Raw genomic sequence first — 25,119 nt, forward strand, 5'->3', positions numbered from 1 at the left:
CTCCCCCGAGGGCTTTTAGCATGGGCACATGGTTGCCAGTGATGATGCCCAACGATCCGGGGGAGAGCGGGAGTCCATGTCCCGTGACACCGCTGAAGCCGAATCCGGGCAAGAAGAAGGTCATTCGCTCGCGACTCTCGTGGAGCAGGCGGCCGACCTGGTCGAACCGATCAAACCGAGGCTGCGTGGCTGGCTCCACGCCGGAATGGTCCCCACCGCGCTGATCGCGGGCATCACCCTCATCTGGCTGGCTCGCACCCCCCAGGCGGTCTGGGCCTGTGTCGTGTACTCAGTCACCGCCTGGCTGCTCTTCGCGACCAGCGCCATCTACCACCGGGGCACCTGGGGGCCGCTCGGCGAGGCTCTGCTGCGACGTCTCGACCACGCGAACATCTTCCTGATCATCGCCGGTACCTGCACTCCCCTGGCCGTGCTCCTCCTGGCGCCGGACCAGAGGTCCATGCTGCTGTGGATCGTATGGACGGGCGCGTTGGCCGGCATCGCGTTCCGGGTCCTGTGGGTCGGGGCTCCGCGCTGGTTGTACACCCCGTGCTACCTGGCCCTGGGGTGGGCACCCGTGCGCTACCTCATCGAGTTCCTGCACGCCGGGGGAGTGGCCGTACTCGTCCTTGTCGTGGCCGGCGGTCTCCTCTACAGCGCGGGCGCGGTCGTCTACGCCCTCCAGCGCCCCGACCCCTCACCCCGCTGGTTCGGCTTCCACGAAGTGTTCCACGCGCTGACCGTGGCGGCCTTCACCGCCCACTACATCGCCATCCTCCTTGCCACCTCTCGGTGAGGTCGTCACCGTCTCAGGAGGTCGCGTGCTCCCTGACCACGGCCGACGGGTCCTTGTCGTCGCGCAGGCCCTGGTAGCGGGGGTGGCGCAGCAGGCCGTCGCGGGTCCACTCCGTGAAGGCGACTTCGGCGACGAGTTCGGGCCGCACCCACCGGGCGGTCCGCTCCGGCCCGCGGCCCTCGAACGGCGAGGCGTTCACCTCCCGTGCGTCGAGCTCCTGCCGCAGGGCGAGCAGCGTGCGGTGGTCGAACCCCGTGCCCACCTTGCCCGCGTAACGCAGCCGTCCGTCCTCGTAGTAGCCGATGAGCAGCGCGCCGAGGCCGGTTCGGCTGCCCGCGGGTTCGGTGAAGCCGCCGATCACGAACTCCTGGGCACGGGAGCACTTCAGCTTGAGCCAGTCCTCCGAGCGGCGTCTCTGATACGTGCTGTCGGCCCGCTTGGCGATCAGGCCCTCCCAGCCGCGCCGGCACGCGTCGGCGAGCAGTTCGGGTCCTCCCTCGTTGCGATGGGTGCAGAACCGCAGCGGCGCCGTGAACGTGAGCGAGCGCCGCAGCAGCGACTTGCGGGGGCGCAGGGGCAGCCGCCGCACGTCCGCGCCGTCCAGGCGCAGCAGGTCGAAGACGTAGTACGTGACCGCGACCTTGCTCGCCGCGACGTCGGCGGGCCGCGTGAGCCCCATCCGCTGCTGGAGCAGCGCGAAGTCCGTCCGGCCCCGGGAGTGGGCGACGATCTCGCCGTCGACGGTGAAGTCCGCGCGGGTCTGTGCCGCCAGGGCATCGACGATCTCGGGGTAGGTGGCGTTGAGCCGCCGCCCGGAGCGGGACAGCAGCGTCACCTCGCCGCGCTCGCGCACCGCGAGCACCCGGATGCCGTCCAGCTTCCGCTCGAAGACCCAGCCCCGCGGAAAGTCACGCCGGTCGCTGAGCGTCGCCAGCATGGGCGTGGCCGCCAGCTCGGCGCCGGGCGCCGCCTCGCGGACGCGCTCGTACAGCTCGGGCGGCAGCGTGTCCAGGAGGCCGGTCACTCCCGCTCACCGCGGTCCGGCTCCCACGTCGCCGCGTCCGGCGCCTCGGCGACCTGCCGCAGCGTACGACCGCTGCGCGCGGAGCGGGCCCGCCGGGGGTCGGGCGTGCCGGTGCCGCTGCCGCCGTGCCCGGACCCCTTCCGTACGAGGAGCCACGTCGGTTTCTTCCCTGACGCCGATCCTGGACCGCCGCTCCTCTCCTCACGGCCGTGGAAGCGGGTGAGCGCGTACGGGCCGCGCAGCTTCTCGCCGCGCAGCTCGAACGTGGCGTGCCCGTTCTCCAGGGCCTGCGCGAACGGCACCGGCCGGTTGTGCTTGTCGTGGCTGGTCGGCCGGTACGTGCCCTGATCCCAGACGATGACGGTGCCACCGCCGTACTCACCCTGCGGGATCACCCCCTCGAAGTCCCGGTACTCCATGGGGTGGTCCTCGGTCGGCAGGGCGAGCCGCTTGTCCTGCGGGTCGGTGGAGGGTCCCTTCGGCACCGACCAGGACTTCAGAACACCGTCGACCTCCAGGCGGAAGTCGAAGTGCATGGAGCTGGCGTCGTGGATCTGCACGACGAAGACGGGGTCGCCGTCGTGGTCCGTCCGCTCGCCGCCGGGTTCGCCGCCGGGTTCGCCACTCGGTCCGGCGCTCGGCTCGCCGCTCGGTTCGCGTGTCTTGTCGAAGTCGCGCTTCCCGCGATAGGTCCGCAGTCCGTCCTTCTCGCTCAAGGCGGCGCTCCTCTGTCGGGGTCGGCTGTCGGGGTCGTCGGCTCGTCCCGGCCGGTACCCGTGATTGTCACCGGCACGCGCGTGCCGGGCCACCGGATGACCCATGCGTCCCGCGGGTCTGTCGGTGATCGGTAGGAGATATGTCGGTGGCCGCTGGAACCGTGGGTGTCGAGTTGCCGCGCGTCAGCGACAGTGACAGTGACAGCGACAGCCGAAGATCAGCGAGGAGCCCCCTTCACCATGTCGTCCACGTTCTCCACCCCGCCCTGGGACGTCCACCGGCCGCCCCGCGCGGATGGCTGCGTCTTCCTGGTCACCGGCGGCAACGCCGGCATCGGGTACTTCGTCGCGGAGCAGTTGTCGGCCACCGGAGCCACCGTCGTCCTCGGCAGCCGGAACCCGGCGAAGGCCGAGACCGCCATGGCGGCCGTCCGCGAGCGAGTCCCCGGCGCCCGGCTGCGGGCCGTACGGCTCGACCTCGCCGACCTCTCGTCCCTGGAGACAGCGGTGGAGTCACTCGGGGTGGACCACCTCGACGCCGTGGTCCACAACGCGGGCGTCGCGCTCGACGATCCGCCGCGCGAGGAGACCGGGGACGGTCACGAGCTGATGTTCGGCACGAACCACCTCGGGCACTTCGCGCTGACCCGGTGGCTGATGCCGCTCCTTTCGGCCGCGCCGGCGGCCCGCGTCGTCACCATGGGCAGTTTCGCGGCGAAGACCGAGCGGCTCGACCTGGACGACCTTCAGTCCCGTACGGACTACCGGCCCAAGCGCACCTACGGGCGCAGCAAACTGGCGCAGATGCACTTCGGTCTCGAACTCGACCGCCGCCTGCGCGCTGCCGGCAGCACGGTGGCCGGCGTGGTGGTCCATCCCGGAGGCGCGCTCGACTCCCTCACCCCGTCACGGCCGCCGGTCCACGTGCGGACCACCGGCGCACGGCTGAGCGCGGCCCCCGCGGCCCTTCTCGTGCAGGGCAAGGACGCCGGGGCGTGGCCCGCGGTACGGGCGGTGCTCGACCCGGCCGTGCGGGGCGGCCAACTGTGGGGCCCGCGCGTGTTCGGCCTGCGCGGCGAACCCCGCCTCGAACCGGTGTGGACCCACCTCGCCGACACCTCCGTCGCTGCGCGGCTGTGGGACGCGAGCCGCGAACTCACGGGCGTCGACTTCGACGCCCTCCCCGGCCAGCACCCCCCTGACCCTCTGCCACCTGCCCCTCTGACCCCCTGACCTGCGGCAACAAAATCCGACCGCATAGAATCACGACCGAGTACGCGGACTCCCGACCCTGGACCGCCGGCAACTGAGCCCCCTGCCTACAGCACGGGAAGGCTCGGCCGACTCCTGCCCTTCGTCGTCCGCTGCCGGGTCCTCCGTCGGCCCTGTACCGGAAAAAGCCGCTGCCTTGTCCCTTGACGCCCTCGACACCCGCGACACTCTCGACACCCGCAACACGCTCAATTCCCTCGGCACCATTGAAGCCGTCGACGACGTCATCCCGGCGCCTCCGCCGCCCGGCCGAGCCCGCGTTCTCGACCGCCTCGCAGGCCGCGCGCCGGCCCCGCCGCCGCGCCGTACCGCCGTGCACAGCGTCAGCGCCGTCACCGCCGTGCTGCTGGCGCTGGTCGCCATAGGGTCACTGATTCACGAGCCGGTGCTCATACCTCCGCTCGCCGCGTCCGCCGCGATCATCCACGGGGCTCCCCGGCTGCCGCTGGCCCAGCCGCGCAGCGTGGTCGTCGGCCACCTGATGTGCGTCGTCATCGGCTACGCGGTCGTCGCCGTCGCGGGCAGCTCGCCCTGGGCGGCCGCGGTGGCGGCAGGCATCAGCCTGGCGGCGATGACGGCGACGCGGTGCCCGCACTCGCCCGCGTGCGCGACAGCCGTGGTCATCGTCCTGAACACTCCGGCGCCCGGCACCTTCGTACCGCTGCTCATGGGATCCACCGCCCTGCTCGTGCTGGCCGGGTGGGCCCTCTCGCGGTCCCGCCCCAAGAGCGCGCGCTACCCCGCGTATTGGTGGTAGCCCAAGCGGGCCGGTTCGCTTAGCTTCTTCAACACAACGCGCAACTCATTGACGCAGACCGTTCATCTCTTTATGGTCGCCTGACCTTCTCGCTCGACCTTCGGGTCTTCCCGTTCGTCCCCCCGCGTTTGCGTAACGGAGCACAATGAGGTCTCTCACCCGTAAAGCCCGGTTCATCGCACCCGTCCTGGTCGGCGTGCTCGCGGCGGCCGTGCCGCCGACAGCGACGGCCGGGACCGGTGACCCGGGGGGCGGGACGGCGGCGCAGGCCTCCGCCTCACCCCCGTCGGACGGCGGCTGGACGCTGACCTCGCACCGTATCGACCCGAAGGACAGCTACCACGCCTTCGTCGGCAACGGATACCTCGGCCAGCGCGTCGCGCCCAACGGGACCGGCTACACCCGTTCCGACGCCAAGACCGGATGGCCGCTCTTCACTCCGCGCTACGACGGCTCCTTCGTGTCGGGGCTGTACGCGCACAACCCCTCCACCACCGAGAACCGGCAGGTCGCCGCGGCGATCCCCACCTGGACGCCGCTCACGGTTTCCACCGGCGGGGCCACGTCGCAGACCTTCACCTCCGCGACCCCGGCGTCCCGGATCTCGCACTACTCGCAGAGCCTGGACATGCGCCGCGGCCTGGTGCGCACCAAACTCAGGTGGACGGCCGCCGACGGGCGGGCCACCGACCTCCAGTACGACGTCCTGGCGGACCGCACAGACCCGCACGTGGGCGCCGTCCGACTGCGGATGACGCCGCACTGGAACGGCGAGGCCCGCGTCACCGACCGCATCGACGGTCGCGGCGCCCGGCGCATCACCCCGACCGGCGCCGGCGCGCGGCCGGGTGGGCGGACGATGGCCGTGGGTTTCCGGACGCAGGGGACGAAGACCGCAGGAACCGTCGCTTCAACTCTCCGCCCCGGGGAGGGAATGCGTACAGGAAGTGAAGAAAAGGCCACACGCGGCCAGGAGTTGAGCGCGCGGCAGTCCCTCTCCGTCGACGTCCGCTCGGGTCGCACCTACGAAGTCGCCAAGTACATCGGCGTCGACACCTCCCTCACCTCCCGCTCACCCGGACGTGACGCGGTGGCGGCCTCGCGGCGGGCGGCGGGCAAGGGCTGGGAGGCGCTGTTCGACGGTCACTCCGCCGCCTGGCGCAAGCTGTGGCGCAGCGACATCGAGGTGCCCGGCCAGGACCGGATGCAGGCATGGCTGCGCTCGGCCCAGTACGGACTGTTGTCCAGCAGCCGTAAGGGCTCGGCCAACAGCATCTCGCCCACCGGTCTGAGCAGCGACAACTACGGTGGCCTGGTGTTCTGGGACGCCGAGACATGGATGTACCCGGCCCTCCTGGCGGCCCACCCCGACCTCGCGAAGTCGGTCGTGGAGTACCGCTACCGCACGCGGGCCGGTGCCCGCGCCAACGCCCAGAAGCTCGGACACCGCGGCCTGTTCTACCCCTGGACCAGCGCGAGCAAGGGCGACCTCGCCTCCGAGTGCCACAGCGTGGACCCGCCGCACTGCCGCACCCAGAACCACCTCCAGAGCGACGTGGCACTGGCAGCCTGGCAGTACTACCTCGCCACCAAGGACACACACTGGCTGCGCACCCGCGGCTGGCCGGTGATCCGGGGCATCGCCGAGTTCTGGGCCCACCGCGCCACGGCGAACGCCGACGGCAGCTACTCCATCAAGGACGTCGCAGGTCCCGACGAGTACAGCAACGGCGTCGACGACGGCGTCTTCACCAACGCGGGCGCCGCCACCACCCTGCGCACCGCCACCCGCGTCGCCCGCATCCTGGGCGAGAAGGCGCCCGCCGGCTGGAACACCGTCGCCGGCAAGCTCCGCATCCCGTACGACAAGGACAAGAAGGTCTTCCAGCAGTACGACGGCTACAAGGGCTCGGTCATCAAGCAGGCGGACACCGTGCTGCTGATGTACCCGCTGGAGTGGCCGATGTCCAAGGAGGCCGCCACCAACACCCTTGACTACTACGCGGAGCGCACCGACCCCGACGGCCCGGCGATGACCGACTCGGTGCACGCCATCGACGCCGCGGCCAACGACGAGGCCGGCTGCTCCACGTACACCTACCTCACGCGCTCCATCCGTCCCTTCGCCCGCGGCCCGTTCGAGCTCTTCTCCGAGGCGCGCGGGGACAAGGCAGGCGCCTCCGACCCCCTGGCGGGTTCGCCCGCCCAGAACTTCACGACCGGCCAGGGCGGCTTCCTCCAGGTGTTCACCCATGGCCTCACCGGGCAGCGGCTGCGGGAGGACCACGTGCGGCTCGACCCGATGCTGCCGCCCCAGCTCTCCCGCGGCGTGCACCTCAAGGGGCTGCACTGGCAGGGGCGTACGTACGACATCGCCGTCGGCGCCCATGACACCACCGTGCGGCTCACCCACGGCGAGCCGTTCGAGATCGAGACGCCGCAGGGCAGGCAGACCGTCAGCCAGGACCACCCCGCGCACCTCAAGACCCGGCGCCCGGACCTCCGGCCCACCGACAACCTCGCCAGGTGCACCGCCGCGACAGCGACGTCGGAGCAGCCCGGGCAGTACGCCGACGCCGCCCTCGACGGCAGCAACGCCACCGCCTGGGTCCCCGACACCGCCCGCGCCGGCCTCACGGCGGACCTCGGCAGGCCCGCACGGATCTCCGAGGTCACCCCGCGCTGGACCACCGTGCGGCCCGCGTCGTACGACGTGCGGACGTCCCTGGACGGCCGGCACTGGCAGAGCGCCGACAAGGACGGGACAGTGGCGCGCTACGTCCGCGTGACGCTCAGGTCCGCCGACGCGAAGAAGCCCGCCGGCCTCAGGGAACTGGTCGTCACGCGGTAGGCACTCACCCTCAGGGGGCCATCTCGTAGGACCCCGCGAGCGACTCCACGGTCTGCCAGACCCGTGCGGTGCGGGCCTCGTCGATGACGGGGCGCCGCACCGCGCCGAGCGCCCAGCTCTGCTGCGGCACGGTGGCGGAACCCTTGCCGTGCAGCTCGACGGCGTGCGCGGAGAAGTCACGGACGAGGACCGCGAAGAGCTCGTCGAGCACGTCCTGGTCCAGACCGGTCAGGCGCGCCTGCTCCAGGATGAGCTGACCGTGCACGACCAGGGCGAAGAGCTGGCCGACGGAGAGAAGCAGGTCGAGGTCACGGCTCTGCTCCTCGTCGGGCGCGGCGGTGGTGACGAACTCGCAGAGGGCGTCGGCCTGTTCGCGGAAGCGGGCGACGTTGGGAACGTCGGCGTACGCGTCGTAGGCGTCGCGCCAGTCGTGGAAGCGCACCGAGCCGAGTCCGCGGGCCGGTCCCTGCGCGAAGAGGAAGGCGTCGTCACCGGCTTCGGCGCGGGTGGGCACGGGCGCGTACTCGGCCGGGTTCAGCAGGTGGTTGCGCATGAACTTCAGGATGAGGGCGAGGTTGACGTGGACGGTGCCCTCCAGCTTCGGCAGTGAGCGGATCTCGACGGCGGCCTGCGCGAAGTAGTTGTCCTTCTCGAAGCCCTTCGCGGCGATGACGTCCCACATCAGGTCGATGACCTTCTCGCCCTCGGTGGTCACCTTCATCTTCGTCATGGGGTTGAAGAGGAGGTAGCGGCGGTCGTCGGGACCGGCCGAGCGGAAGTAGTCCACGGCGCGGTCGCTGAAGAGCTTCATCCCTACGAGGCGTACGTAGGCGTCGGTCAGCTCGCGGCGCACGTGCGGGAAGGCGGTGACGGGGCGCCCGTAGAGGATGCGCTGATGGGCGTGGGTGACGGCCTCGTACATCGCGTGCTCGCAGATACCGATCGAGGCGGTGCACAGGTTGAACTTGCCGACGTTCACCGTGTTGAGGGCGGCGTCGAAGGCCGCGCGGCCGGTGTGCAGCACGTCCTCGGCGGCCACGGGATAGCGGTCGAGCCGGAACTCGCTGACGAACTTGGACGAGTCGACGACGTTCTTCACCAGGTGGTACGCCGGGTGGCGCGAGTCGGCGGCGAAGAAGACGTACCCGTCGGGGCCCTCGACATCGGTGCGGCGGCCGAAGACGGAGACGAGTCCGGCGGCGTTGCCGTTGCCGATGTAGTACTTGGCACCGCTGGCCAGGAAGCCGCCGTCGGCGGTGGGTTCGAGGAGCATGTCGGTGGAGTAGATGTCGGCGCCGTGCGCCTTCTCCGACAGGCCGAAGGCGAACACCTCGCCCTGCGAGAGCAGCTCGGCGGCGCGCGTCCGGGCGGCGGCGTTCTCGCTCTGCCAGACGGGGCCAAGGCCGAGGATGGTGACCTGCCAGGCGTACCAGTAGTCGAGCCCGTAGAAGCCGAAGATCTCGTTGAGGGCCGCGATCCTGGCGGTGTCCCAGCGCTTGTCCCGCTCCCCGCCGGCGGCGGCGGCCGGCGTCAGGAAGGTGGCGAACAGCCCCTCCTTGGCGGCGAACTCCAGGAAGTCCGCGAGCCAGACGCGCTCCCGGTAGTCCTCGATCAGCCTGCGCTTGCCGCGGCTCTCGAACCAGTCCACGGTCGCGCGCAGCAGCCTGCGGGTCTCGGGGTCGAAGTGGGTCGGGTCGTAGGTGTGCGGGTTGAACAGCAGGGCGTCGGCCATGGGGGTTAGGTCGCCTTTCCGGGCAGGAGGGTGAGGGGGGAAGTGGGAGGAGGGAAGTGGGAGGCGCTCAGCTCCGTGATGCCAACCGATGCAGGGTCGCGAGCACATCGTCGAGCCAGGTGAGCGTCATCCGCTCGTACGCGATGCCGCCGCGCAGCACGACGTGCTGCAACTCCCGCCCGGCGTCCGGCGCCCCGGTCGCCTCGTCCGGTGGGAAGTCGTGCTGCTCACCGGCGAGATAGCGGGTGAGGCGGTCGGCGTGCACATCGCGGTACCGCTCGACCTCGCGGATCAGCGCGGCCGGATCGCCGAAGGCCGCGCCTCGGATCTTCACGGCGAGCTCGTGCCGGACGCTCTCGGGCTCGATGGGTTCGTCCAGCCACCGGGAGAGGGCCGTCCGGCCCGGAGCCGCCACCGAGTACTCCTTCTTGTCCGGCCGCGCCTGCTGCGCCACCGCACGGGCGTCGATCCAGCCGTCGCTCTCCATGCGTTTGAGTACGCGGTAGATCTGCTGGTGCGTGGCGGCCCAGAAATAACCGATGGACCGCTCGAACCGCCGGGCCAGCTCATAGCCGGACCCGGGCTGTTCGAGCAGCGAGACGAGGATCGCGTGCTCTAGCGCCATGCCGCGATCCTGCTATGCAACGAGTTGCATGAACAAGAGGTGCCGGCCGGGTGAGACACGGCTCACCCGGCCGTAGGGGCCCCTCGGCATCGCGGCCCGGTCAGCTTCGTTCGAAGCCGTGCGTGCGGCCGATGACGGTGAACCCGCGGCGCTCGTACCAGTGGCGCGGCCAGTCGCTCGCGTCGGCGGTCAGGAAGCGGGTGGCGCAGCCGTGGTCACCGGCCATGCGCAGGGCTCTGCTCAGGACTGCGTCCGCGTAGCCGCGTCTCAGGTGGGCTTCGGAGGTGATCAGGTCCTCGATCTGGGCCGTGCCGGTCGTTGGTGCCATGTACAGGTCGGCCCACGAGGCCACTTCGCCCTCCGGGGTGCGGGCGCCGAGGAAGTGCACGACGTCGGCGCCGTGCTTGCGGGCCGCGCGCCGGTCCACGAGGTGGCGGATGACCTCGTCGTCGGCCTCCGTCTCCGGGATGAGTGAGCGCCAGCGCCGGGTGAGCGGGCCCCGTAGCGCGTCGAGTTCCACCGGCCGCGCGCAACCGCCGAGCGGGACCGGGCCCGTGTGCAGCATGACCAGGTAGGTGGAGTGGGAGTACCCGGCCCGCACCAGTGGCGGCGCGCAGGCGGCGCCGACCGCGTCGTCCAGGACGGAGATCAGCCGGTGCGGCAGGTGCCCCAGGGCCTCGTCGGCGAGGGCGGGCAGCGTGTCGGGGTCGACGGCGGTGTCGATGACGACTTGGTTGTTCGCGCGCGAATGGCGGAAGGCGTCGTCATGGACGGCGAACCCGCCCGGCAGCTCGACGACCCGCGCGGCCTGGCAACGGGCGAAGACGGCCACGAAGGCGTTGACCCGCCGCAGAACGAGGTCTTGCGGGGCGCCGTCCGGCGTGGTGTCGGGAGCGGCCTTGCGTGGGGCGTGCGGGGTGGCCTCGCGTGGGGAGTGTGGCGTGGCGTCAGGCGTGGCCCTCTGCGGGGCGTGCGGGGTGGAGTCGGGAGTGGCCTCGTCCGGCGTGGTGCTCGGCGGGGCGTGCGGGGTGCCGTCCGGCGTTGTGTCGGGAATGGCCTCGCGTGTGCCGTCCCGGGTGGTGTCAGGCGCGGCTTCCTGCGTGCCGTCGGGAGTGGTCTCGTGCGGGGCCGCGCTCCGTGGGTCGTGCGGGGTGGCCTCGCGTGTGCCGTCAGGCGTGGCGTCAGGCGTGGCCCCCTGCGGCGCGCGCGGGGCCGGCTCCCGTGGGGCGTGTGGGGTTTCCAGCGTGGTGCCGGGCGTGGGGGAGGGGAGTCGTAGCGTCGGGTACCAGTGTCGCGCCACGCGGTGCAGGCGCTGCTGGTGTTCGGTGATCCAGCCGTCCGGCGGGGCCAGTGGAACCCGTACGGTGACCATGGACCCCGACTCGTCCTCGACGAGTACCTCCGGGCAGTCACGCTCACCGGTGAGCCGGACGAAGAGGGACGGCCCCCGGCTCATCTCCATCCAGCCGACGTTCTCACCGGAGTCGAGCCTGTCCAGCGCCCCCGCCCAGCTCTCCAGCCGCGTGCGGGACAGCGCCAGGCCGATGCGGCCGGACACGAACGGCGTCGTCACGACGATCTCGGCGCTGAGACCTTCGCGCCAGCCGGGGTGGATACCCAGGACGTCGATGGTGACGCTGTTCCCCTCGTCATCCGCGAGATGGATCAGCCTTCTTGCAGCGGCGTCGCTCATGGCTGCCCCTTCACGAACGCATGGACGAGTCCCGTGGATCCTTGCGCTGCCGAGGCCGCTCTCGCCACCTCATTTCGCCGATTTCGGTGAGACCGTCAGCAACTGTGTTGGTCAAGGAACTTCAAAGAGGGGAGGGGCGTTGGCAGGAGGACGCGCGGTTACGCGCGGACTGGCAAACGGGTAGCCGAGGTGGCACGCATGGCGATGTGGGATCGGATCAAGGACCAGGCCAAGGGCCTGCAGCAATCGCAGGGCGGACGGAGCTCCGGCGGCTCCGGGCGTCCGGGGTCGGGGTCCGGCGGAAGCGGAGGGTCGAAGGCGCAGCTCGTGGGCGTGCTCAAGACCCAGCTCGCCTCCCTCAAGACGGAGCTGAAGAGCGGTGCCTACCGCGACGCCAGCATGGCCATGTGCGCCCTGGTGGCGGCCGCGGACGGTTCGGTGGACCCGGCCGAGCGCCAGCACGTGGAGTCCCTGATCCTTCAGAACGACGTTTTGAAGAACTTCCCGCCCGAGCAGCTCCGGCAGCGGTTCAACAAGCACGCGGACCAGCTGTCGTTCAACTTCCAGCAGGGCAAGACGGAAGTCATGCAGGAGATCGCCAAGGCGGCGAAGAAGCCGGTGGAGGCGAAGGCGGTCATCCAGACCGGTTTCGTCGTCGCCGGCGCGGACGGCTATATCGCCCCGGCCGAGGAGCAGGTCCTGCGCGAGGCGTGCATGGCGCTCAACGTCTCGCCGCAGGAGTTCGGCCTCTGACCCGTCTGTGACTTGTCCCTGACTTGTCTCTGACCTGTCTCCGGCCTTTTGGTCCTGCCAGTCGCGCCCCGCGTCCGCTGTTCTGAGGACCGACGAACCAGCGGACGCGGGCGGGCGGCGGGGCCGGGGCCTGCCCGCGGGTGGGCCGGGCGCAGGCGGTGCACCTACGCCCCGGTGGGACCCGCTCCGGTCTCGCCACGCGTGGTCAGGGACGGTACGCGGGCGTAACGCCCGGGAGTGGTCCCCACCACCCGCTTGAAATGCCGGGTGAAGTGCGGCTGGTCGTAGAAGCCGGCGGCGATCGCCACCTCGGACGGCGTCCGCCCGTCGAGCAGCAACCGGCGGGCCAGGTCGATCCGGCGGGACATCAGGTACTGATGCGGGGCGATGCCGAAAGCACCGCTGAAGGCGCGTACGAGATGCGCGGAACTGGCGTGGATCCGGCGCCCGGCCTCGTCCAGGGTGATGCCTTCGGAGAGCCGCTCGTCGAGGAGATCGCGCAGGCTGTGGGCGACCCGGCTGTGGGTGTCCCGGCTGTGGGCGACGCCACGGGCAGGCCGCGGCCCGCCGGGGGGCGACGCGGGACGCAGATGCCCCCGCAGCCGTTCACCGACCAGCGCCAGGCGGCTCTCGGCCTCCAGCTCGTCGCCCCGGTTCGCCAGGGCCGCGTGCAGCTGCCCCACTCGTCTGCGGAGCAGCGGATCGGTGAGGTCGGGGCCGTCCACCGCCGGGCCGATGAAGCTCTCGTCGAGCTGCGTCATGTCGAGATACAGCACCCGTTTGCGGAACCCGTGCGGCGTCGCGGCGGAGCCGTTGTGCGGAACCTGCGGCGGCAGCAGACTCACCGTGCCGCTCGGGGTGCCACGCTCGTAGCGGTCCAGTTCGTACCGGACGGCTCCGTCGTCGACGATCAGCAGCGTCCAGGCGTCGTGCACGTGCATGGGATACGCGTGCTCGGTGAAATGGGCGTGGAAGACCTCCACGACTCCCGCGACCGGCGGGCGCCAGGCGGAAACCTCTTGTCCTTGCACCACGCAAAGAACGTACAAGACGCGGAAGGCCCACACCCGCGAGTCTCACAGCATGAGAACGGACACCACCCCTGACACGGACGCCACCCCTGACACGGACCCCGCCGCCCGACCCGGACCCGGACCCGCCCCCGAAGCCGGACCCGGGCACGACAGCAGCGCAGCCAAGGCCCAGAACCCGCCCGTGCGGTTCGACACCAAGATCGCCGTCCTGCTGCGCGACGACCTCGAACCGTGGCAGCGGCTGAACGTCACCGCGTTCCTGGTGAGCGGCCTCGGTACGGCCGTACCGGAGGTCGTCGGCGAGCCGTACGCGGACGCCGACGACACCCCCTACCTGCCCATGTTCCGCCAGCCCGTGCTCATCTTCGAGGGGTCGAAGGAGACGCTGACGGCCGCGCACGGCAAGGCGCTCTCCCGCTCACTGCCCAGAGCCCTGTTCACGGCGGACCTCTTCACCACGGGCAACGACCGCGACAACCGGGCGGCGGTCAGGGCCGTGCGCGGGGAAGCCCTTGACCTGGTCGGTCTGGCGGTCCACGGTCCGCGCAACGCGGTGGACAAGGTGCTGAAGGGCGCGCGCATGCACCCTTGAGCGCCTGGGGTTGCGGTACGGGTACCGGTCCGGGGACTTCAGTCGTTGGTGGTCACCCGGACGTAGTCCACGACGAGCTGGTTCGGGAAGGTGGTGCTGCCGTCGGGGTCGCCCGGCCAGTAGCCGCCGACCGCGAGGTTGAGGATCAGGAAGAAGGGCTTGTCGAAGACCCACCGGTTGCCGTTGAGGTCGGCGGGGGTGCGGGTCTGGTAGACGTTGCCGTCCACGGACCAGGTGACCTTGTTCGGTGACCAGTCCACCGCGAAGGTGTGGAACTTGTCCGCGAACGCCTCGCCGCCGGGCAGCGTGTAGCCCGCGCCGATGCCGCCGGAGCCGGAGTAGCCGGGGCCGTGCAGGGTGCCGTGGACGGTGCCGGGTTCGAAGCCGACGTTCTCCATCACGTCGATCTCACCGCTGTTCGGCCAGCCCACGCTGCCGATGTCGGCGCCGAGCATCCAGAACGCGGGCCACATGCCCTGCCCGCGCGGCACCTTCATGCGGGCCTCGACATGGCCGTACGCCTGCGTGAACTTGCCGGAGGTGTTGAGCCGGGCCGAGGTGTACTCGCAACGCCCGTACCAGCACTGGTAGTTGCCGGGGTTCTCCTTGCGGGCGGTGATGACCAGGTTGCCCTGGCCGTCGAGGGCCGCGTTCTTGTTGCCCGAGGTGTAGTACTGCCGCTCGTGGTTGTTGACGTTGTCGCCCGTCTCGATCTGCCACTTGCCGCCGTCGACCGCGGACCCGGCGGGCCCGTCGAAGTCGTCGGAGAAGGTGGTGGCCGCGGCGGAGGCGGCAGGGGAGACGGGGGTCGCCTGGGCCCCGGCCGGGAGCCCGGCCAGGGCCGAGGCGCAGCAGGCCAGGGCGACCGTGGTGAGTGCCGCGCGGCGGCGCCAAGAAGTGTGCACTGTCATCACATCGCTTCACGTGGGGGTGCGAGGGAGTGGGGGGTGCGAAGTGCCGGAGCATGCAGAGCCATGCGGCGCCATGAGCATCTGAGGGGCATGCCCATGACAAATCGATGTCGAAAAATGAACGCGCCGGGCGATCAATCCCGTTGCTTCGTTCAGTACTTGATTTAAGAGAGCATCACAGGCCACGTCAAGGAGTTGGTGCGGACCAATCTGGCCGCCCGGTCGGGCCTGTCCGGACGGGCCCCGACCGGTGGGCGCGGCTGCGAAACCGCCCCTCAACCGGAACGGAGACGGTGCGATCATCGACCCATGATCGAGAACGCGGTGCAGATGGTCGCCGTACCGGCGGGGCGGGTAACGCTCTCGGACCGGCGGACCGAGCGCAGTTGGACGGTGGGGCTCGCGCCCTACGAACTCGCGGCCCTCCCGGTCACGCAGGCGCTGTACGCGCAGGTCACCGGTGTGCGCCCGAGCGCCGCCGAGGGGGACTCGCTGCCGGTCGAGAGTGTCTCCTGGTGGGACGCGGTCCGCTTCTGCAATGCCCTGTCCGGGCGTGACGGGTACGCGCCCGCGTACCGTCTCTTCCCCGGCGAGGAAGGCGTCGAGCGCATCGAGTGGGACGCGTCGGCCGACGGGTACCGGCTGCCGACCGAGGCCGAGTGGGAGCACGCCTGCCGTGCGGGCACGAGCGGACCGCACTACGCGCCGCTCGACGAGATCGCCTGGTACCGCGGCAACTCCGGCGAGCGCATCCACGACGCGGGCGGCAAGCGGCCCAACCCGTGGGGCCTGTACGACATGCTCGGCAACGCCTGGGACTGGTGCTGGGACATCTACGACGCCGAGGTCTACGGCGACTACCGGGTGCTGCGCGGCGGAGGCTGGTTCGACGAGCACTGGAGCTGCCGGGCGTCGGCGCGGCGCCGCAGCCACCCGGCGTTCCAGGTGGATGACGTGGGCTTCCGTGTCGCGCGTTCGCCGGCCGGCTGAGCCGACTTGTTAGGCAAGTGAATGCTTGCCTATCCTGGAGTCGTGGCCGATGACCTCTTCAAAGCCCTGGCAGACTCCACCCGCCGCACGATCCTCGACGAGCTGACCGAGAGATCCGGACAGACACTGTTCGAGATCTGTTCGCGGCTGAGCATGAAGCATCGGCTCGCCATCTCGCGTCAGGCGGTCTCCCAGCACCTGGCCGTGCTGGAGGCCGCCGGACTCGTCGAGACGAGGCGGGAGGGCCGCTACAAATTCCATGACCTGAACACGGCCCCGCTGCGGCAGATCGCCGAGCGCTGGCTCACACCCCACCCGTCAGGACCACAGGAGAGCACCTCATGAAAATCCATATGACCAGCGTCTTCGTCGACGACCAGACCACGGCCGAGCACTTCTACACCGAGATCCTCGGCTTCGTGAAGAAGCACGACGTCCCGGTGGGCGGGAAGGACCGGTGGCTGACCGTCGTCTCCCCGGACGAACCCGAAGGCACCGAACTCCTCCTTGAGCCCGCGGCCCACCCGGCCGCCGTGACCTACCGGGACACACTCGTCGCGGACGGCATCCCGCTCGCCCAGTTCGCCGTCGACGACGTACGGGCGGAGTACGAGCGCCTGCGCGGCCTCGGCGTCAGATTCACCCAGGAGCCCACCGAGATGGGCCCCGTCACGACCGCCGTCTTCGACGACACCTGCGGCAACCTCATTCAGATCGCGACCGAGCCGCAGTAGCCGGCGGCGCCGGCATGGCGGGGCGGCCGCCGTCCTGGGCACCGTCGAGGGTCCGGCGGACGGCACCCCGCAGCCAGTGGTGGCCGCCGTCGGCCGCGTGACGGGGATGGAAGGCCATGCCGATGACCACGGGCGGCAGGGGAAGCGGAATGCGGAGGAGGCGCAGCCCGAGGTCCGTGGCGGCGTCGGTGAGAGGGGGCGAGGAGGCGCCGTCGGGCCTGGTGGGGACCAGGCACACGGCGTCGCTGCGGGCGGCGAGGGCCATCGCGGCGAGGTGGCTGGGCAGCACGACGGTGACGTGCCGGCGGAGGCCGTGCTCGGCGAGAGCGGCGTCCAGGGGCCCGGTGAACCGGCCGCGGCGGCTGACCGCCACGTGTTCGGCGGCGGCCAGCCGCTCCGGGGTCAGGGTGCCTTCGGTGAGGGGATGACCTGGCCGGACGGCCGCCGCCATGCGCAGCGTGAGCAACTCCTCGACCAGGGTCTCGGGGTCGACGTGGTCGATGGCCCCGACCTCCAGATCGATCCGCCCGTCCCGCAGACCAGGACCGGCCTCCAGCTCCTCGGCCGTGAACCGCAGTGAGACCCCCGGTGCCTCCTGCCGGGCCAGCCGCAGCAGCCCGGGCGCCAGCGCCGCGCCGACCAGGTCCGCCGTCTGGAGGGTGAAGGTGCTCCGCAGGGTCGCGGGGTCGACCCGGGAACCAGGGCTGAGCAGAGCCCCCAGACGCTGCACGACCGCCGCTGCCTCCTCGCGCAGGGCCCGGGCGCGGGGAGTGGGGACCATGGCCTGGCCGGCCCGGACCAGGAGGGGGTCCTGGAGGGTTCGGCGCAGACGGGCGAGAGTGCGGCTCATGGCGGCGGGCGAGGTGTGCAGCCGTGCGGCGGCGCGGGTGACGCTCTGCTCGGTCAGCAGCGCGTCCAGCGCCACGGCGAGTTGGGCGTCGATGACGGGATCTTCGCTGCTCATCGGCATCATTCCACTTCAGGCAATAATCGCGTGCTGAAGTTCCCATTGTGGCAATGCCATGGCTCTCCGCAGGATGAGTGACGTACCGATTCCGGCACGAACCCACGAACCCACGAACCCACGTACCCAAGAGGCCGCATGACGCGGCACGCGGGGTTCGTCGCCGAAACCACTCACGCCCACGTTGTGGAGGCACCACCATGCTCGCCGAGCAGACCACCCCGCCCGTCACCGCGTTCATGCTTATCAAGACCCAGCCCGAATGGCTCGCCATGACGCCCGAGGAAAGGGTGGACGCCTTCGCCACCCAGGTCATGTCCGCGGTCAAGGCCAGGACCACCGGTGTGCGGTCGCGTTTCTACGACACGGAGTTCTACTCCACCCGCGTCACCGACGTCTGGGTCTGGGAGGCGGACGACCACGCCGCCTACCAGCTCCTCATCGACGTACTGCGCGAAACGCCCTTCTGGGACCGCTACTTCGAGGTCGTGGACCTCCTCGTGGGCACCGAGAACGGCTACGCCCGCACCTACGGCCTCGACCCCGTCACCACCATCAGCACCTGACATCGGCGACACGGAGGGGCACGGCGCGGCGCCGGACCGGCATGCCGAAGGTCGGGTGGGCGACGCCCCAGGCCGCGGCCTTGCAGATCGTCTCCTTGTACAGCGCGGCGAAACGCCCCGTCAGAGCCGCGCGGACGGCACGGTCGTCGGCGGTGACGTACTGGACGATGCCCTCCTTGCGGCCCAGCGAAATGCACTGGTTGAAGTAGCGCAGCGGGGCGTTCGGGAGCTTCCCGCCGGTCAGGCGTGCCGCGATGGAGTCAGCGGCCTGCCAGGCGGTGGGGGTTCCCGAAGCGCACGACATCCGGAGCGGTTTGCCGCCGGGGCCCATCACCATGGCCGCGTCACCGACGGCGTACACGTCCGGATGCGAGACGGAACGCATGGTGCCGTCGACCACGATCTGGTCCGTGCCGGTGACCTCCAGGGCGGTGGCCCGTGCGAGGGGGTGGACCGCGAACCCGGCCGTCCATACCGTGACCGCCGCCGGGACGTCACCGCCGTCCGCCGTGGTGACGCGGTCGGCCTCCACGGAGGTGACGGCCGTGTGCTCGTGCACCGCGATGCCGAGCTTGCCGAAGACCTTCCGCAGGTGACGTCGGCCCGCGGGTGAGAGCCAGTCGCCGAGGCCGCCGCGTGCGGCGAGCGCGACGTCGAGGTCGGGGCGCGCCTCGGCGATCTCGGTCGCCGCCTCAATCCCTGTGAGCCCGCCGCCGACGACGACCACGGTCCTGCCGGCCTCCAGCGCGGCGAGGCGCTCACGCAGCCGGAGCGCCCCGGGGCGGCCTGCGATGTCGTGGGCGTGCTCGGCGGCGCCGGGTACGCCCTGGGGGTTCCAGCCGCTGCCGAGCGCGTACACCAGAGTGTCGTACGCCAACTCCTCGGTGCCGTCCGCGCCGTGGACGGAGACGGTGCCGCTGTCGACGTCGATGCCGGTGACCCGCGCGAGCTTCAGCGCGACGCCCGTGCCCGCGAACATCTCGCTGTAGGGCCGGGGTGTGAGGTCCTGGCCGACCGCGAGCTGGTGCATCCGTACGCGTTCGACGAAGTCGGGCTCCGCGTCGACGAGGGTGATGGTGACGTCCTCACGGCGCAGCCGCCTGGCGAGGCGCCCGGCGGCGAACGCTCCGGTGTAGCCGGCTCCGAGGACGATGATGCGGTGCTGCATTTCCTGGCTCCTGTCTCGCGGGGGTTCGCCACCTGAACCGGACAGCCCGCCGTTTCCTGACAGGAACGCGATGTGACTCACCTCACCTTCTGGCGCCGAGGCGTCAGAAGGTGAGGTGCAGGGGCTCCCCGTGATCGTGGCCCGTCGCCGCCCACTGCCGGTTCGCGCGTTCGAGCTTGTCGGGATTCAACTGGCTGCGGAAGGCGGCGACGCCCGCGGCGGTGATCTCCAGGCACGTGACGCCGATGACCCGGCCGTCGACGACCGCGACGAGGGCGGGGGAACCATTGGCGGCCGTGGTGTACACCTCGGGCGAGCCGCCGGCGATGTCGCGCTTGGCCTTGCCGGGCAGGAACAGTCCCCGCATGAACTTCGCGACCGCGACGGCGCCCTCGAACGCCTTGGCGCGGGCAGGGATCTTCCCGCCGCCGTCGCCGACCGCGATGGCGTCCTCCGTGAGCAGCCGCACGAGCGGCTCGGTCCTGCCGCTGGTGGCGGCGGTGAGGAACTCCTCGATGACCCGCCGGGCGGCGGCCTCGTCGACCTCGGCGCGGGCCTTGCCGGCCCGGATGTGCTTCTTGGCGCGGTGCGAGATCTGCTGGCTGGCGGCCTCGGTGATGTCGAGGATCTCCGCGATCTCCCGGTGCGTGTGCCCGAAGGCCTCACGCAGCACGTACACGGCCCGCTCATTGGGGGAGAGGCGCTCCATGAGCGTGAGCACGGCGTACGAGACCGACTCGCGCTGCTCGGCGGTGTCGGCGGGGCCGAGCATCGGGTCCCCGGCGAGCAGCGGCTCGGGCAGCCACTGGCCCACGTAGGTCTCGCGCCGGGCGCGGGCCGAGGCGAGCTGGTTGAGGCAGAGGTTGGTGAGGACCTTCGTCAGCCAGGCTTCCGGGACCTCGACGCGGTCGACGTCGGCCGCCTGCCAGCGCAGGAACGTGTCCTGCACGGCGTCCTCCGCGTCACTCGCGGACCCGAGGAGGCGGTAGGCGATGGCCCGCAGGCGGGGCATGGCGGCCTCGAAGCGGTCGATGTCACGCATGGTCAGAGCCATGGCCCGGATCCTAACCGGCCACCGGCAGGATGCCGCCGCGGGGAGCGATGAGTTCGGCGGACGCGGACGGTCTACCCGTACAGAACGCTCATGCCGCATGCCGTGAACCACGGAGGTACTCATGACAGCCGAGGCGCTACCCCCCGTCGTCGACGCCAAGACCTGGCAGTACGAGCTCGACGAACTGCGCGCCCGCGAGAAGGCCGCCACCCGGGAACTCGACGCGATCGCCGCCCAGCGCCGCCGCCTGCCGATGGTCGAGCTGCCCGACTACACCCTGGAGGGCGAGGACGGCCCGGTCCGGCTGGCCGACGTGTTCGCCGGCCACTCCCAGCTCATCGTCTACAACCACATGTGGTTCCCCGGCGAGACCTGGCAGTGCTCGGGCTGCACCGGCTTCACGGCGCAGTTCACCCGGCCGGAGCTCCTGGAGGCGTACGACGCCAGGTTCGTCATCGTCACCCAGGGGCCCATCGACGAGGCCCTGGCGTACAAACGCAGGGTCGGGAACAAGATGACCTGGTACTCCACCGCGAACAGCCCGTTCGGCGGCGACGTCGGCGCACCGCCCGGCGGCGGCTTCGCGGTCAACGTCCTCCTGCGCGACGGCGACACCGTCTACCGCACCTGGCACACCAGCGGCCGGGGCGTCGAGCAGCTCAGCCACACCTTCGCGCTGGTCGACGTGCTGCCGTACGGGCGGCAGGAGGTGTGGCAGGACTCGCCCGACGGCTGGCCCCAGTCACCCACCTACAGCCGCTGGGCCGACTCCCAGGACATCGCCGCGCGGTACGGCACCGAGGCGTGAGGCACTGACGTCGCCGTCACGGTGACCTGTCACCTCGACGAGGGGCGGGGCACCAGGCGTTCGGCGAGGACGTTGCCGGTCAGGGCGATGTTCTCCGCCTGGGTCATGGCGTGGTGGGTGCAGGCCGTGTCGTGGGAGGTGATGCGGCCGGTGACCCAGGGCTGCCAGCTGCGGCCCGTGGGGGCGGTGTCGGGTTTCCCCCGGGTGGCGTGGAAGTAGACCAGGTCACCGTCGAAGACGCCTTCGGTGAAGGTCGGCAGGAGAGTGGCGTGGTGGCTGATGAGCGCCGTGGCCGCCTTGAGGTGGACCTCGTCGAGCGCGTGCTCGGCGTACGACGCCCGCAGTGCCTCGGTCGGCATGACATCACGACCGGAGATGGCGCCGCCCTGCGAGGGGCCGCGCCGCTGGGGCAGTTGCCCGGCGGCTTCGAGGAGGAGGTTCGTCAGGCGCTGCGAGTCCTGCTCGGCGCACAGGTGGCCCGAGGGGTCGATGGGCTGGGCGTCGAGCATGGCCAGCATGTCCACCCGCTCGCCCTCGCTCTGCAACTGGACCGCGACGGCATGGGCCAGGGCTCCGCCGAGCGACCAGCCGAGCAGGTGGTAGGGCCCGCTCCGCTGGACCGAGCGGATGTGCCGGATGTAGTCGGCGATCATCTCGCGGAAGGAATCCGCGGGCCGGTCGGCGCCGCGCAGCCCGCGGGCCTGCAACGCGTACACCGGGACGTCGGCCGGCAGATGCGGCGGCAGGGTCGCGTAGCACCAGCCGAGGCCGCCCGCGGGGTGCACGCAGAACAGCGGCGGGCGGGTGCCGGTGGTGCGCAGCGGCAGCAGGACCTCGAAGGCGTCCTGCTGGGTGTCCTCCTCCAGGAGCCTGGCCAGGGAGGCGACCGTCGGGGCCTGGTACAGCGCGCCGAGCAGCAGCTCGGCACCCAGGTCGGTGCGGACGCGGGCGGTGAGCTGGGCGGCCAGGAGCGAGTGGCCGCCCAGGGCGAAGAAGTCGTCGTCGATGCTGACGTCCGGAACGTCGAGGACGTCGCAGAAGATGCCGCACAGCTCCTTCTCCAGCGGGCTCCCCGCCGGACGGCCGCCGGCCGGGGCCGCGGGGGCCGCCGCGGTGGCGAGGGCGGCGCGGTCCAGCTTGCCCTGGACGGTCAGGGGCAGGGCCCGGTGGACGACGAAGCGGGACGGCACCATGGGCGAGGGCAGCCGGGCCGAGACCCAGGACCGCAGGCCGACGGTGTCCAGCGGCGCGCCGACGCCGTCGGCGACATGCTCCTCGTAGGCCACGACATGTGCGACCAGGGTCTGCGTGGCGGAGGCGCCGTGACCGGCCTCGTGGACGGTGACGGCGGCGTGGGCGACGCGCGGGTGACCGGCGAGGACCGCCTCGATCTCCGGCAGCTCGATGCGTACGCCCCGCACCTTGACCTGCTCGTCGTTGCGGCCGAGGTACTCCAGCTCGCCGTCATGCGTCCGGCGCACCAGATCACCGGTGCGGTACATGCGGGAACCCGCCGCGCCGAAGGGGTCGGCGACGAACCGCCCGGCGGTCAGGCCGGGCCGCCCCAGGTACCCCCGGGCGACCTGCGCACCGGCCAGATACAGCTCGCCCGGCACCGTCGCGGGGACGGGCCGCAGCGCGTGGTCGAGGACGTAGGCCCGCACATTGTGGCCGGGACGCCCGATGACGGGGCGCTCCGCGGCCTCCTCGATACGGCGGTACACCGCGTCCACCGTGCATTCGGTCGGCCCGTAGTAGTTGTGGAAGACGGTCGTGGGGCAGGTCCGCAGTCGCTGCCACAGGCCGGCGTCGATGGCCTCGCCGCCGACCATCACCATCCGCGGATGATGCCCCTCGCCTTCCACGAGGCCCGCGGCCAGCAGCCGGCGGAGGAAGGAAGGCGTGAGGTCGAGGAAGTCGATGCGCCGCTCGCGGACGGTGGCGACGAGGGCGCCGGGATCGAGCCGCACCGGCTCCTCGATGAGGTGCAGCTCCTGACCGGCGGCCAGGAAGAGCAGCCCCACCCAGGCCGTGTCGAACGAGAAGGAGGCGGTGAGCGCGGCCCGCAGCCGGCGCCCCGCCGAGGCGACGCCGGGAGCGATCAGGTCGCGCTCGTGGTCGAAGAAGAGATTGGTCAGCTGCCGGTGCTCGACGACCACACCTTTGGGGCGCCCCGAGGTGCCCGAGGTGAAACTGACGTACGCGGGATGATGCGCCCGCAAGGGCCGGGGCCGGTCAGGGCCGCGAGGATCGGTCACCGGCCGGCACCCGAGCTCGACCACCGTCTTCTCCTCGTCGAGCACCACCGTGGGTGTGGCACGGGCGAGGCGTGGGGCTTCGGCGGAGGCGGTGATCACACACAGCGGCCGGGCGTCGCCCACCATCGTGCGGATGCGCTCCGCCGGGTGGCTCGGGTCCAGCGGCACACAGGCCGCGCCCGTCTTGAGGACGGCGAGCAGGGCGACGGCGTAGTCGGCCGTACGGGGCAGCAGCACCGCCACGTACGTCTCGGGGGCGGCGCCTCGCGCGAGCAGCAGGTGCGCGAGACGGTTGGCGCGGGCGTTGAGTTCGCCGCCGGTCAGCTCCGTGCCGCCGCACACCAGGGCCGTCCCGTCGGGGGCACGGCGGGCGTGGGCCTCGAACAGCTCCGGCAACGTCGTGGCGGGGACGGCGTGTTCACCGCCCTTCGCGGCGCGCAGCAGCTCCGCGCGCTCACCGGCCGGCAGGAGGTCGATGTCCTTGAGGGGCTGGACCGGTTCGGCCTGTGACAGTGTCCGCAGCAGGGCCATGAAGCGCCCGTGGTGGGCGGTGACGTCCGCGGCGGAGTACAGGGCCGGGTCGGCCTGGAAGTCGATGCGCAGCGAGCCGTCGGCGGGCCGGTCGTAGACGTTCACGCCCAGGCCCGTGACCGGTCCGTTGGACAGGTTGTGCAGCACCGCCGCGTACCGCCCGAAGGTCAACTCCTTGTCGTGCGTCATGATGTTGATGCCCCAGTCGTCCGCGAAGCCCTCCGGACGCCGGGCGATCTTCAGCTCGCGTGCCATGTATCCGTACGGGTAGCGCTGGTGGCGCAGGAGCCCCTTGGCCTTGACGACGGTGTGGCGCAGCAGGTCCTCCAGGGTGCTCCGCTCGTCCATCCGCACGCGCAGCGGCAGGATGTTGGCGAGCATCGTCGGCACGTCGCGCGCCGCGGCGCCGCGGCCGGTCACCGTCAGATCGAGCGTCACCTCGTCCCGCCCGCTGAGCCGGTGCACGTACAGGGAAAGGGCGGCCATCGCCGCCGTCGCGAGGCCCGTACGCGCCCTTCGGGCCAGGGACCGCAGCCCGTCCGCCGCCGCGGCGTCGAGGTGGCCGGTCGCCCGGACGAAGCCGCGCGGGATGTCCGGCACCTCGTGCGCGGAATCCGGCCGGGAGGGCCAGTCGGCCAGCTCCGCCGCCCAGTACTCCCTGTCCCGTACGAACCGCTCCGAGGCGTGGTACTCGGCCTCGTCCGCAAGCACCTGGCTCAACGCGCCCATACGGCACGGCGGTACGGGCTCCCCGGCGTCCAGGGCGGTGTACACCTCGGCGATCCGCTGGATGAACAAGGCCGCGCCGTAGCCGTCCAGGGTGATGTGGTGCATGGCGAGGTACAGCAGGTACCGGTCCTGTGCCGTCCGCAGTGCGACGAAGACCCCCGTGGGGGAGCGCCCGAGGTCCACCGGCCGGTCGAGCTCGGCGCGCATCCACGCGTACGCGGCCGCGGTGGGGTCGCTCTCGTCCCGCAGGTCGATGTGCGGCAACCCCCAGCCGCGCAGCGGCTCGACGATCTGCCGCACATCACCGCCGTCGTCGGTCACGAACCGTGCGCGCAGTCCCTCGGCGTCGGTGAGAGCCTCGCGCAGCGCCCGCTCCAGTACGCCTACGTCCACCGGGCCCTGGAGCTCCAGCACTTCGGCCGCCCGGAACGCCGGGCTCCGCGGATCCAGGGCCTGGGCGAACCACATGCCCGTCTGCGCAGCGCTCAGCGGCATCCCGCGGCCACCGTCGAACCTACTGTCCATTCTCGCGTCAACTTCCCTCACGGCCAGGGCCACCGC

Annotated in this window: 22 protein-coding genes and 1 pseudogene; 11 read left to right on the plus strand and 12 right to left on the minus strand. The window is 71.3% G+C overall.

The features are described 5' to 3' along the window. Window positions 1-76: 76 nt before the first annotated feature. Entirely contained in the window at window positions 77-796 is a 720-nt protein-coding gene (gene trhA / locus ACZ6JY_RS11100; RefSeq protein WP_469194525.1) for a PAQR family membrane homeostasis protein TrhA, read from the plus strand. Window positions 797-809: 13 nt separating this feature from the next. Here trhA and ligD read toward each other — a convergent pair whose 3' ends face one another. After that, window positions 810-1,820 carry a non-homologous end-joining DNA ligase gene (gene ligD, locus ACZ6JY_RS11105; RefSeq protein ID WP_469194527.1) on the minus strand — a complete coding sequence of 337 codons (1,011 nt, stop codon included), beginning with the start codon at window positions 1,818-1,820 and terminating at the stop codon, window positions 810-812. After that, the gene (locus tag ACZ6JY_RS11110) at window positions 1,817-2,536 is read right to left on the minus strand and encodes a DNA polymerase ligase N-terminal domain-containing protein (RefSeq protein WP_469194529.1); all 720 of its coding nucleotides are present in this window, start codon (window positions 2,534-2,536) and stop codon (window positions 1,817-1,819) included. The genes ligD and ACZ6JY_RS11110 overlap by 4 nt, the downstream gene beginning before the upstream one ends. Before the next feature lie 240 nt (window positions 2,537-2,776). On the opposite strand from ACZ6JY_RS11110, the gene ACZ6JY_RS11115 reads away from it, so the two are divergent. The 3 genes from ACZ6JY_RS11115 to ACZ6JY_RS11125 all read left to right on the plus strand — a co-directional run bounded on the left by ACZ6JY_RS11115 (window position 2,777) and on the right by ACZ6JY_RS11125 (window position 7,416). Further along, the gene (locus tag ACZ6JY_RS11115) at window positions 2,777-3,769 is read left to right on the plus strand and encodes an SDR family NAD(P)-dependent oxidoreductase (protein ID WP_469194531.1); all 993 of its coding nucleotides are present in this window, start codon (window positions 2,777-2,779) and stop codon (window positions 3,767-3,769) included. Window positions 3,770-3,944: 175 nt separating this feature from the next. Beyond that, a complete protein-coding gene (locus ACZ6JY_RS11120; protein WP_469194533.1) occupies window positions 3,945-4,565 on the plus strand; it encodes an HPP family protein in 621 nt (206 codons plus the stop codon). 145 nt (window positions 4,566-4,710) lie between these two features. After that, entirely contained in the window at window positions 4,711-7,416 is a 2,706-nt protein-coding gene (locus ACZ6JY_RS11125; protein WP_469194535.1) for a discoidin domain-containing protein, read from the plus strand. 10 nt (window positions 7,417-7,426) lie between these two features. Here the strand turns inward: ACZ6JY_RS11125 and ACZ6JY_RS11130 are convergent, their stop codons facing one another. From ACZ6JY_RS11130 to ACZ6JY_RS11145, 4 genes and pseudogenes are all read right to left on the minus strand, one after another. After that, window positions 7,427-9,148 carry an acyl-CoA dehydrogenase family protein gene (locus tag ACZ6JY_RS11130; RefSeq protein WP_469194537.1) on the minus strand — a complete coding sequence of 574 codons (1,722 nt, stop codon included), beginning with the start codon at window positions 9,146-9,148 and terminating at the stop codon, window positions 7,427-7,429. A 67-nt stretch (window positions 9,149-9,215) separates the two neighbouring features. Then, window positions 9,216-9,773 (minus strand): PadR family transcriptional regulator, encoded by a 558-nt coding sequence (locus tag ACZ6JY_RS11135; RefSeq protein ID WP_469194539.1) that lies wholly within the window; start codon window positions 9,771-9,773, stop codon window positions 9,216-9,218. A gap of 100 nt (window positions 9,774-9,873) precedes the next feature. Continuing rightward, complete coding sequence (locus tag ACZ6JY_RS11140; protein WP_469195035.1) at window positions 9,874-10,626, minus strand: GNAT family N-acetyltransferase; 753 nt, start codon at window positions 10,624-10,626, stop codon at window positions 9,874-9,876. A 444-nt stretch (window positions 10,627-11,070) separates the two neighbouring features. Then, window positions 11,071-11,466, minus strand: a pseudogene (locus tag ACZ6JY_RS11145) (DUF5959 family protein); the annotation flags it as partial. Between the two features lie 198 nt (window positions 11,467-11,664). Between ACZ6JY_RS11145 and ACZ6JY_RS11150 the strand changes: the two are divergent. Next, entirely contained in the window at window positions 11,665-12,219 is a 555-nt protein-coding gene (locus tag ACZ6JY_RS11150) for a tellurite resistance TerB family protein (protein WP_469194541.1), read from the plus strand. 164 nt (window positions 12,220-12,383) lie between these two features. Here ACZ6JY_RS11150 and ACZ6JY_RS11155 read toward each other — a convergent pair whose 3' ends face one another. Further along, window positions 12,384-13,253: an AraC family transcriptional regulator gene (locus ACZ6JY_RS11155; protein WP_469194543.1), complete on the minus strand. Its 870-nt coding sequence runs from the start codon at window positions 13,251-13,253 to the stop codon at window positions 12,384-12,386. Between the two features lie 49 nt (window positions 13,254-13,302). Here ACZ6JY_RS11155 and ACZ6JY_RS11160 point away from each other — a divergent pair, with 49 nt between their 5' ends. After that, the gene (locus ACZ6JY_RS11160) at window positions 13,303-13,845 is read left to right on the plus strand and encodes a DUF2000 family protein (RefSeq protein ID WP_469194545.1); all 543 of its coding nucleotides are present in this window, start codon (window positions 13,303-13,305) and stop codon (window positions 13,843-13,845) included. A gap of 38 nt (window positions 13,846-13,883) precedes the next feature. Here the strand turns inward: ACZ6JY_RS11160 and ACZ6JY_RS11165 are convergent, their stop codons facing one another. After that, window positions 13,884-14,756, minus strand: a complete 873-nt coding sequence (locus tag ACZ6JY_RS11165; RefSeq protein ID WP_469194547.1) for a glycoside hydrolase family 16 protein — start codon at window positions 14,754-14,756, stop codon at window positions 13,884-13,886. A 309-nt stretch (window positions 14,757-15,065) separates the two neighbouring features. Here ACZ6JY_RS11165 and ACZ6JY_RS11170 point away from each other — a divergent pair, with 309 nt between their 5' ends. The 3 genes from ACZ6JY_RS11170 to ACZ6JY_RS11180 are packed head-to-tail and all read left to right on the plus strand — an operon-like array spanning window position 15,066 to window position 16,480. Then, on the plus strand, window positions 15,066-15,746 hold the full coding sequence (locus ACZ6JY_RS11170; protein WP_469194549.1) for a formylglycine-generating enzyme family protein: 681 nt from the start codon (window positions 15,066-15,068) through the stop codon (window positions 15,744-15,746). A gap of 42 nt (window positions 15,747-15,788) precedes the next feature. Beyond that, entirely contained in the window at window positions 15,789-16,091 is a 303-nt protein-coding gene (locus ACZ6JY_RS11175) for an ArsR/SmtB family transcription factor (protein WP_469194551.1), read from the plus strand. Next, the gene (locus ACZ6JY_RS11180; RefSeq protein ID WP_469194553.1) at window positions 16,088-16,480 is read left to right on the plus strand and encodes a VOC family protein; all 393 of its coding nucleotides are present in this window, start codon (window positions 16,088-16,090) and stop codon (window positions 16,478-16,480) included. Before ACZ6JY_RS11175 ends, ACZ6JY_RS11180 begins: the two co-directional genes overlap by 4 nt. Here ACZ6JY_RS11180 and ACZ6JY_RS11185 read toward each other — a convergent pair. Next, a complete protein-coding gene (locus ACZ6JY_RS11185; RefSeq protein ID WP_469194555.1) occupies window positions 16,452-17,444 on the minus strand; it encodes a LysR family transcriptional regulator in 993 nt (330 codons plus the stop codon). The genes ACZ6JY_RS11180 and ACZ6JY_RS11185 overlap by 29 nt on opposite strands. A gap of 200 nt (window positions 17,445-17,644) precedes the next feature. Here ACZ6JY_RS11185 and ACZ6JY_RS11190 point away from each other — a divergent pair, with 200 nt between their 5' ends. Then, window positions 17,645-18,010, plus strand: a complete 366-nt coding sequence (locus ACZ6JY_RS11190; protein ID WP_469194557.1) for a darcynin family protein — start codon at window positions 17,645-17,647, stop codon at window positions 18,008-18,010. On the opposite strand, the gene ACZ6JY_RS11195 is transcribed toward ACZ6JY_RS11190, so the two are convergent. Then, a complete protein-coding gene (locus ACZ6JY_RS11195; RefSeq protein WP_469194559.1) occupies window positions 18,000-19,178 on the minus strand; it encodes an NAD(P)/FAD-dependent oxidoreductase in 1,179 nt (392 codons plus the stop codon). The genes ACZ6JY_RS11190 and ACZ6JY_RS11195 overlap by 11 nt on opposite strands. A gap of 103 nt (window positions 19,179-19,281) precedes the next feature. Further along, complete coding sequence (sigJ, locus tag ACZ6JY_RS11200) at window positions 19,282-20,232, minus strand: RNA polymerase sigma factor SigJ (protein WP_469194561.1); 951 nt, start codon at window positions 20,230-20,232, stop codon at window positions 19,282-19,284. A gap of 121 nt (window positions 20,233-20,353) precedes the next feature. Between sigJ and ACZ6JY_RS11205 the strand changes: the two genes are divergently transcribed. Continuing rightward, window positions 20,354-21,040: a DUF899 domain-containing protein gene (locus ACZ6JY_RS11205; RefSeq protein WP_469194563.1), complete on the plus strand. Its 687-nt coding sequence runs from the start codon at window positions 20,354-20,356 to the stop codon at window positions 21,038-21,040. A 29-nt stretch (window positions 21,041-21,069) separates the two neighbouring features. Here ACZ6JY_RS11205 and ACZ6JY_RS11210 read toward each other — a convergent pair whose 3' ends face one another. Next, entirely contained in the window at window positions 21,070-25,083 is a 4,014-nt protein-coding gene (locus tag ACZ6JY_RS11210; RefSeq protein ID WP_469194565.1) for an amino acid adenylation domain-containing protein, read from the minus strand. Window positions 25,084-25,119 lie beyond the last annotated feature (36 nt).

The sequence above is a fragment of the Streptomyces sp. NPDC046335 genome (assembly GCF_055587985.1).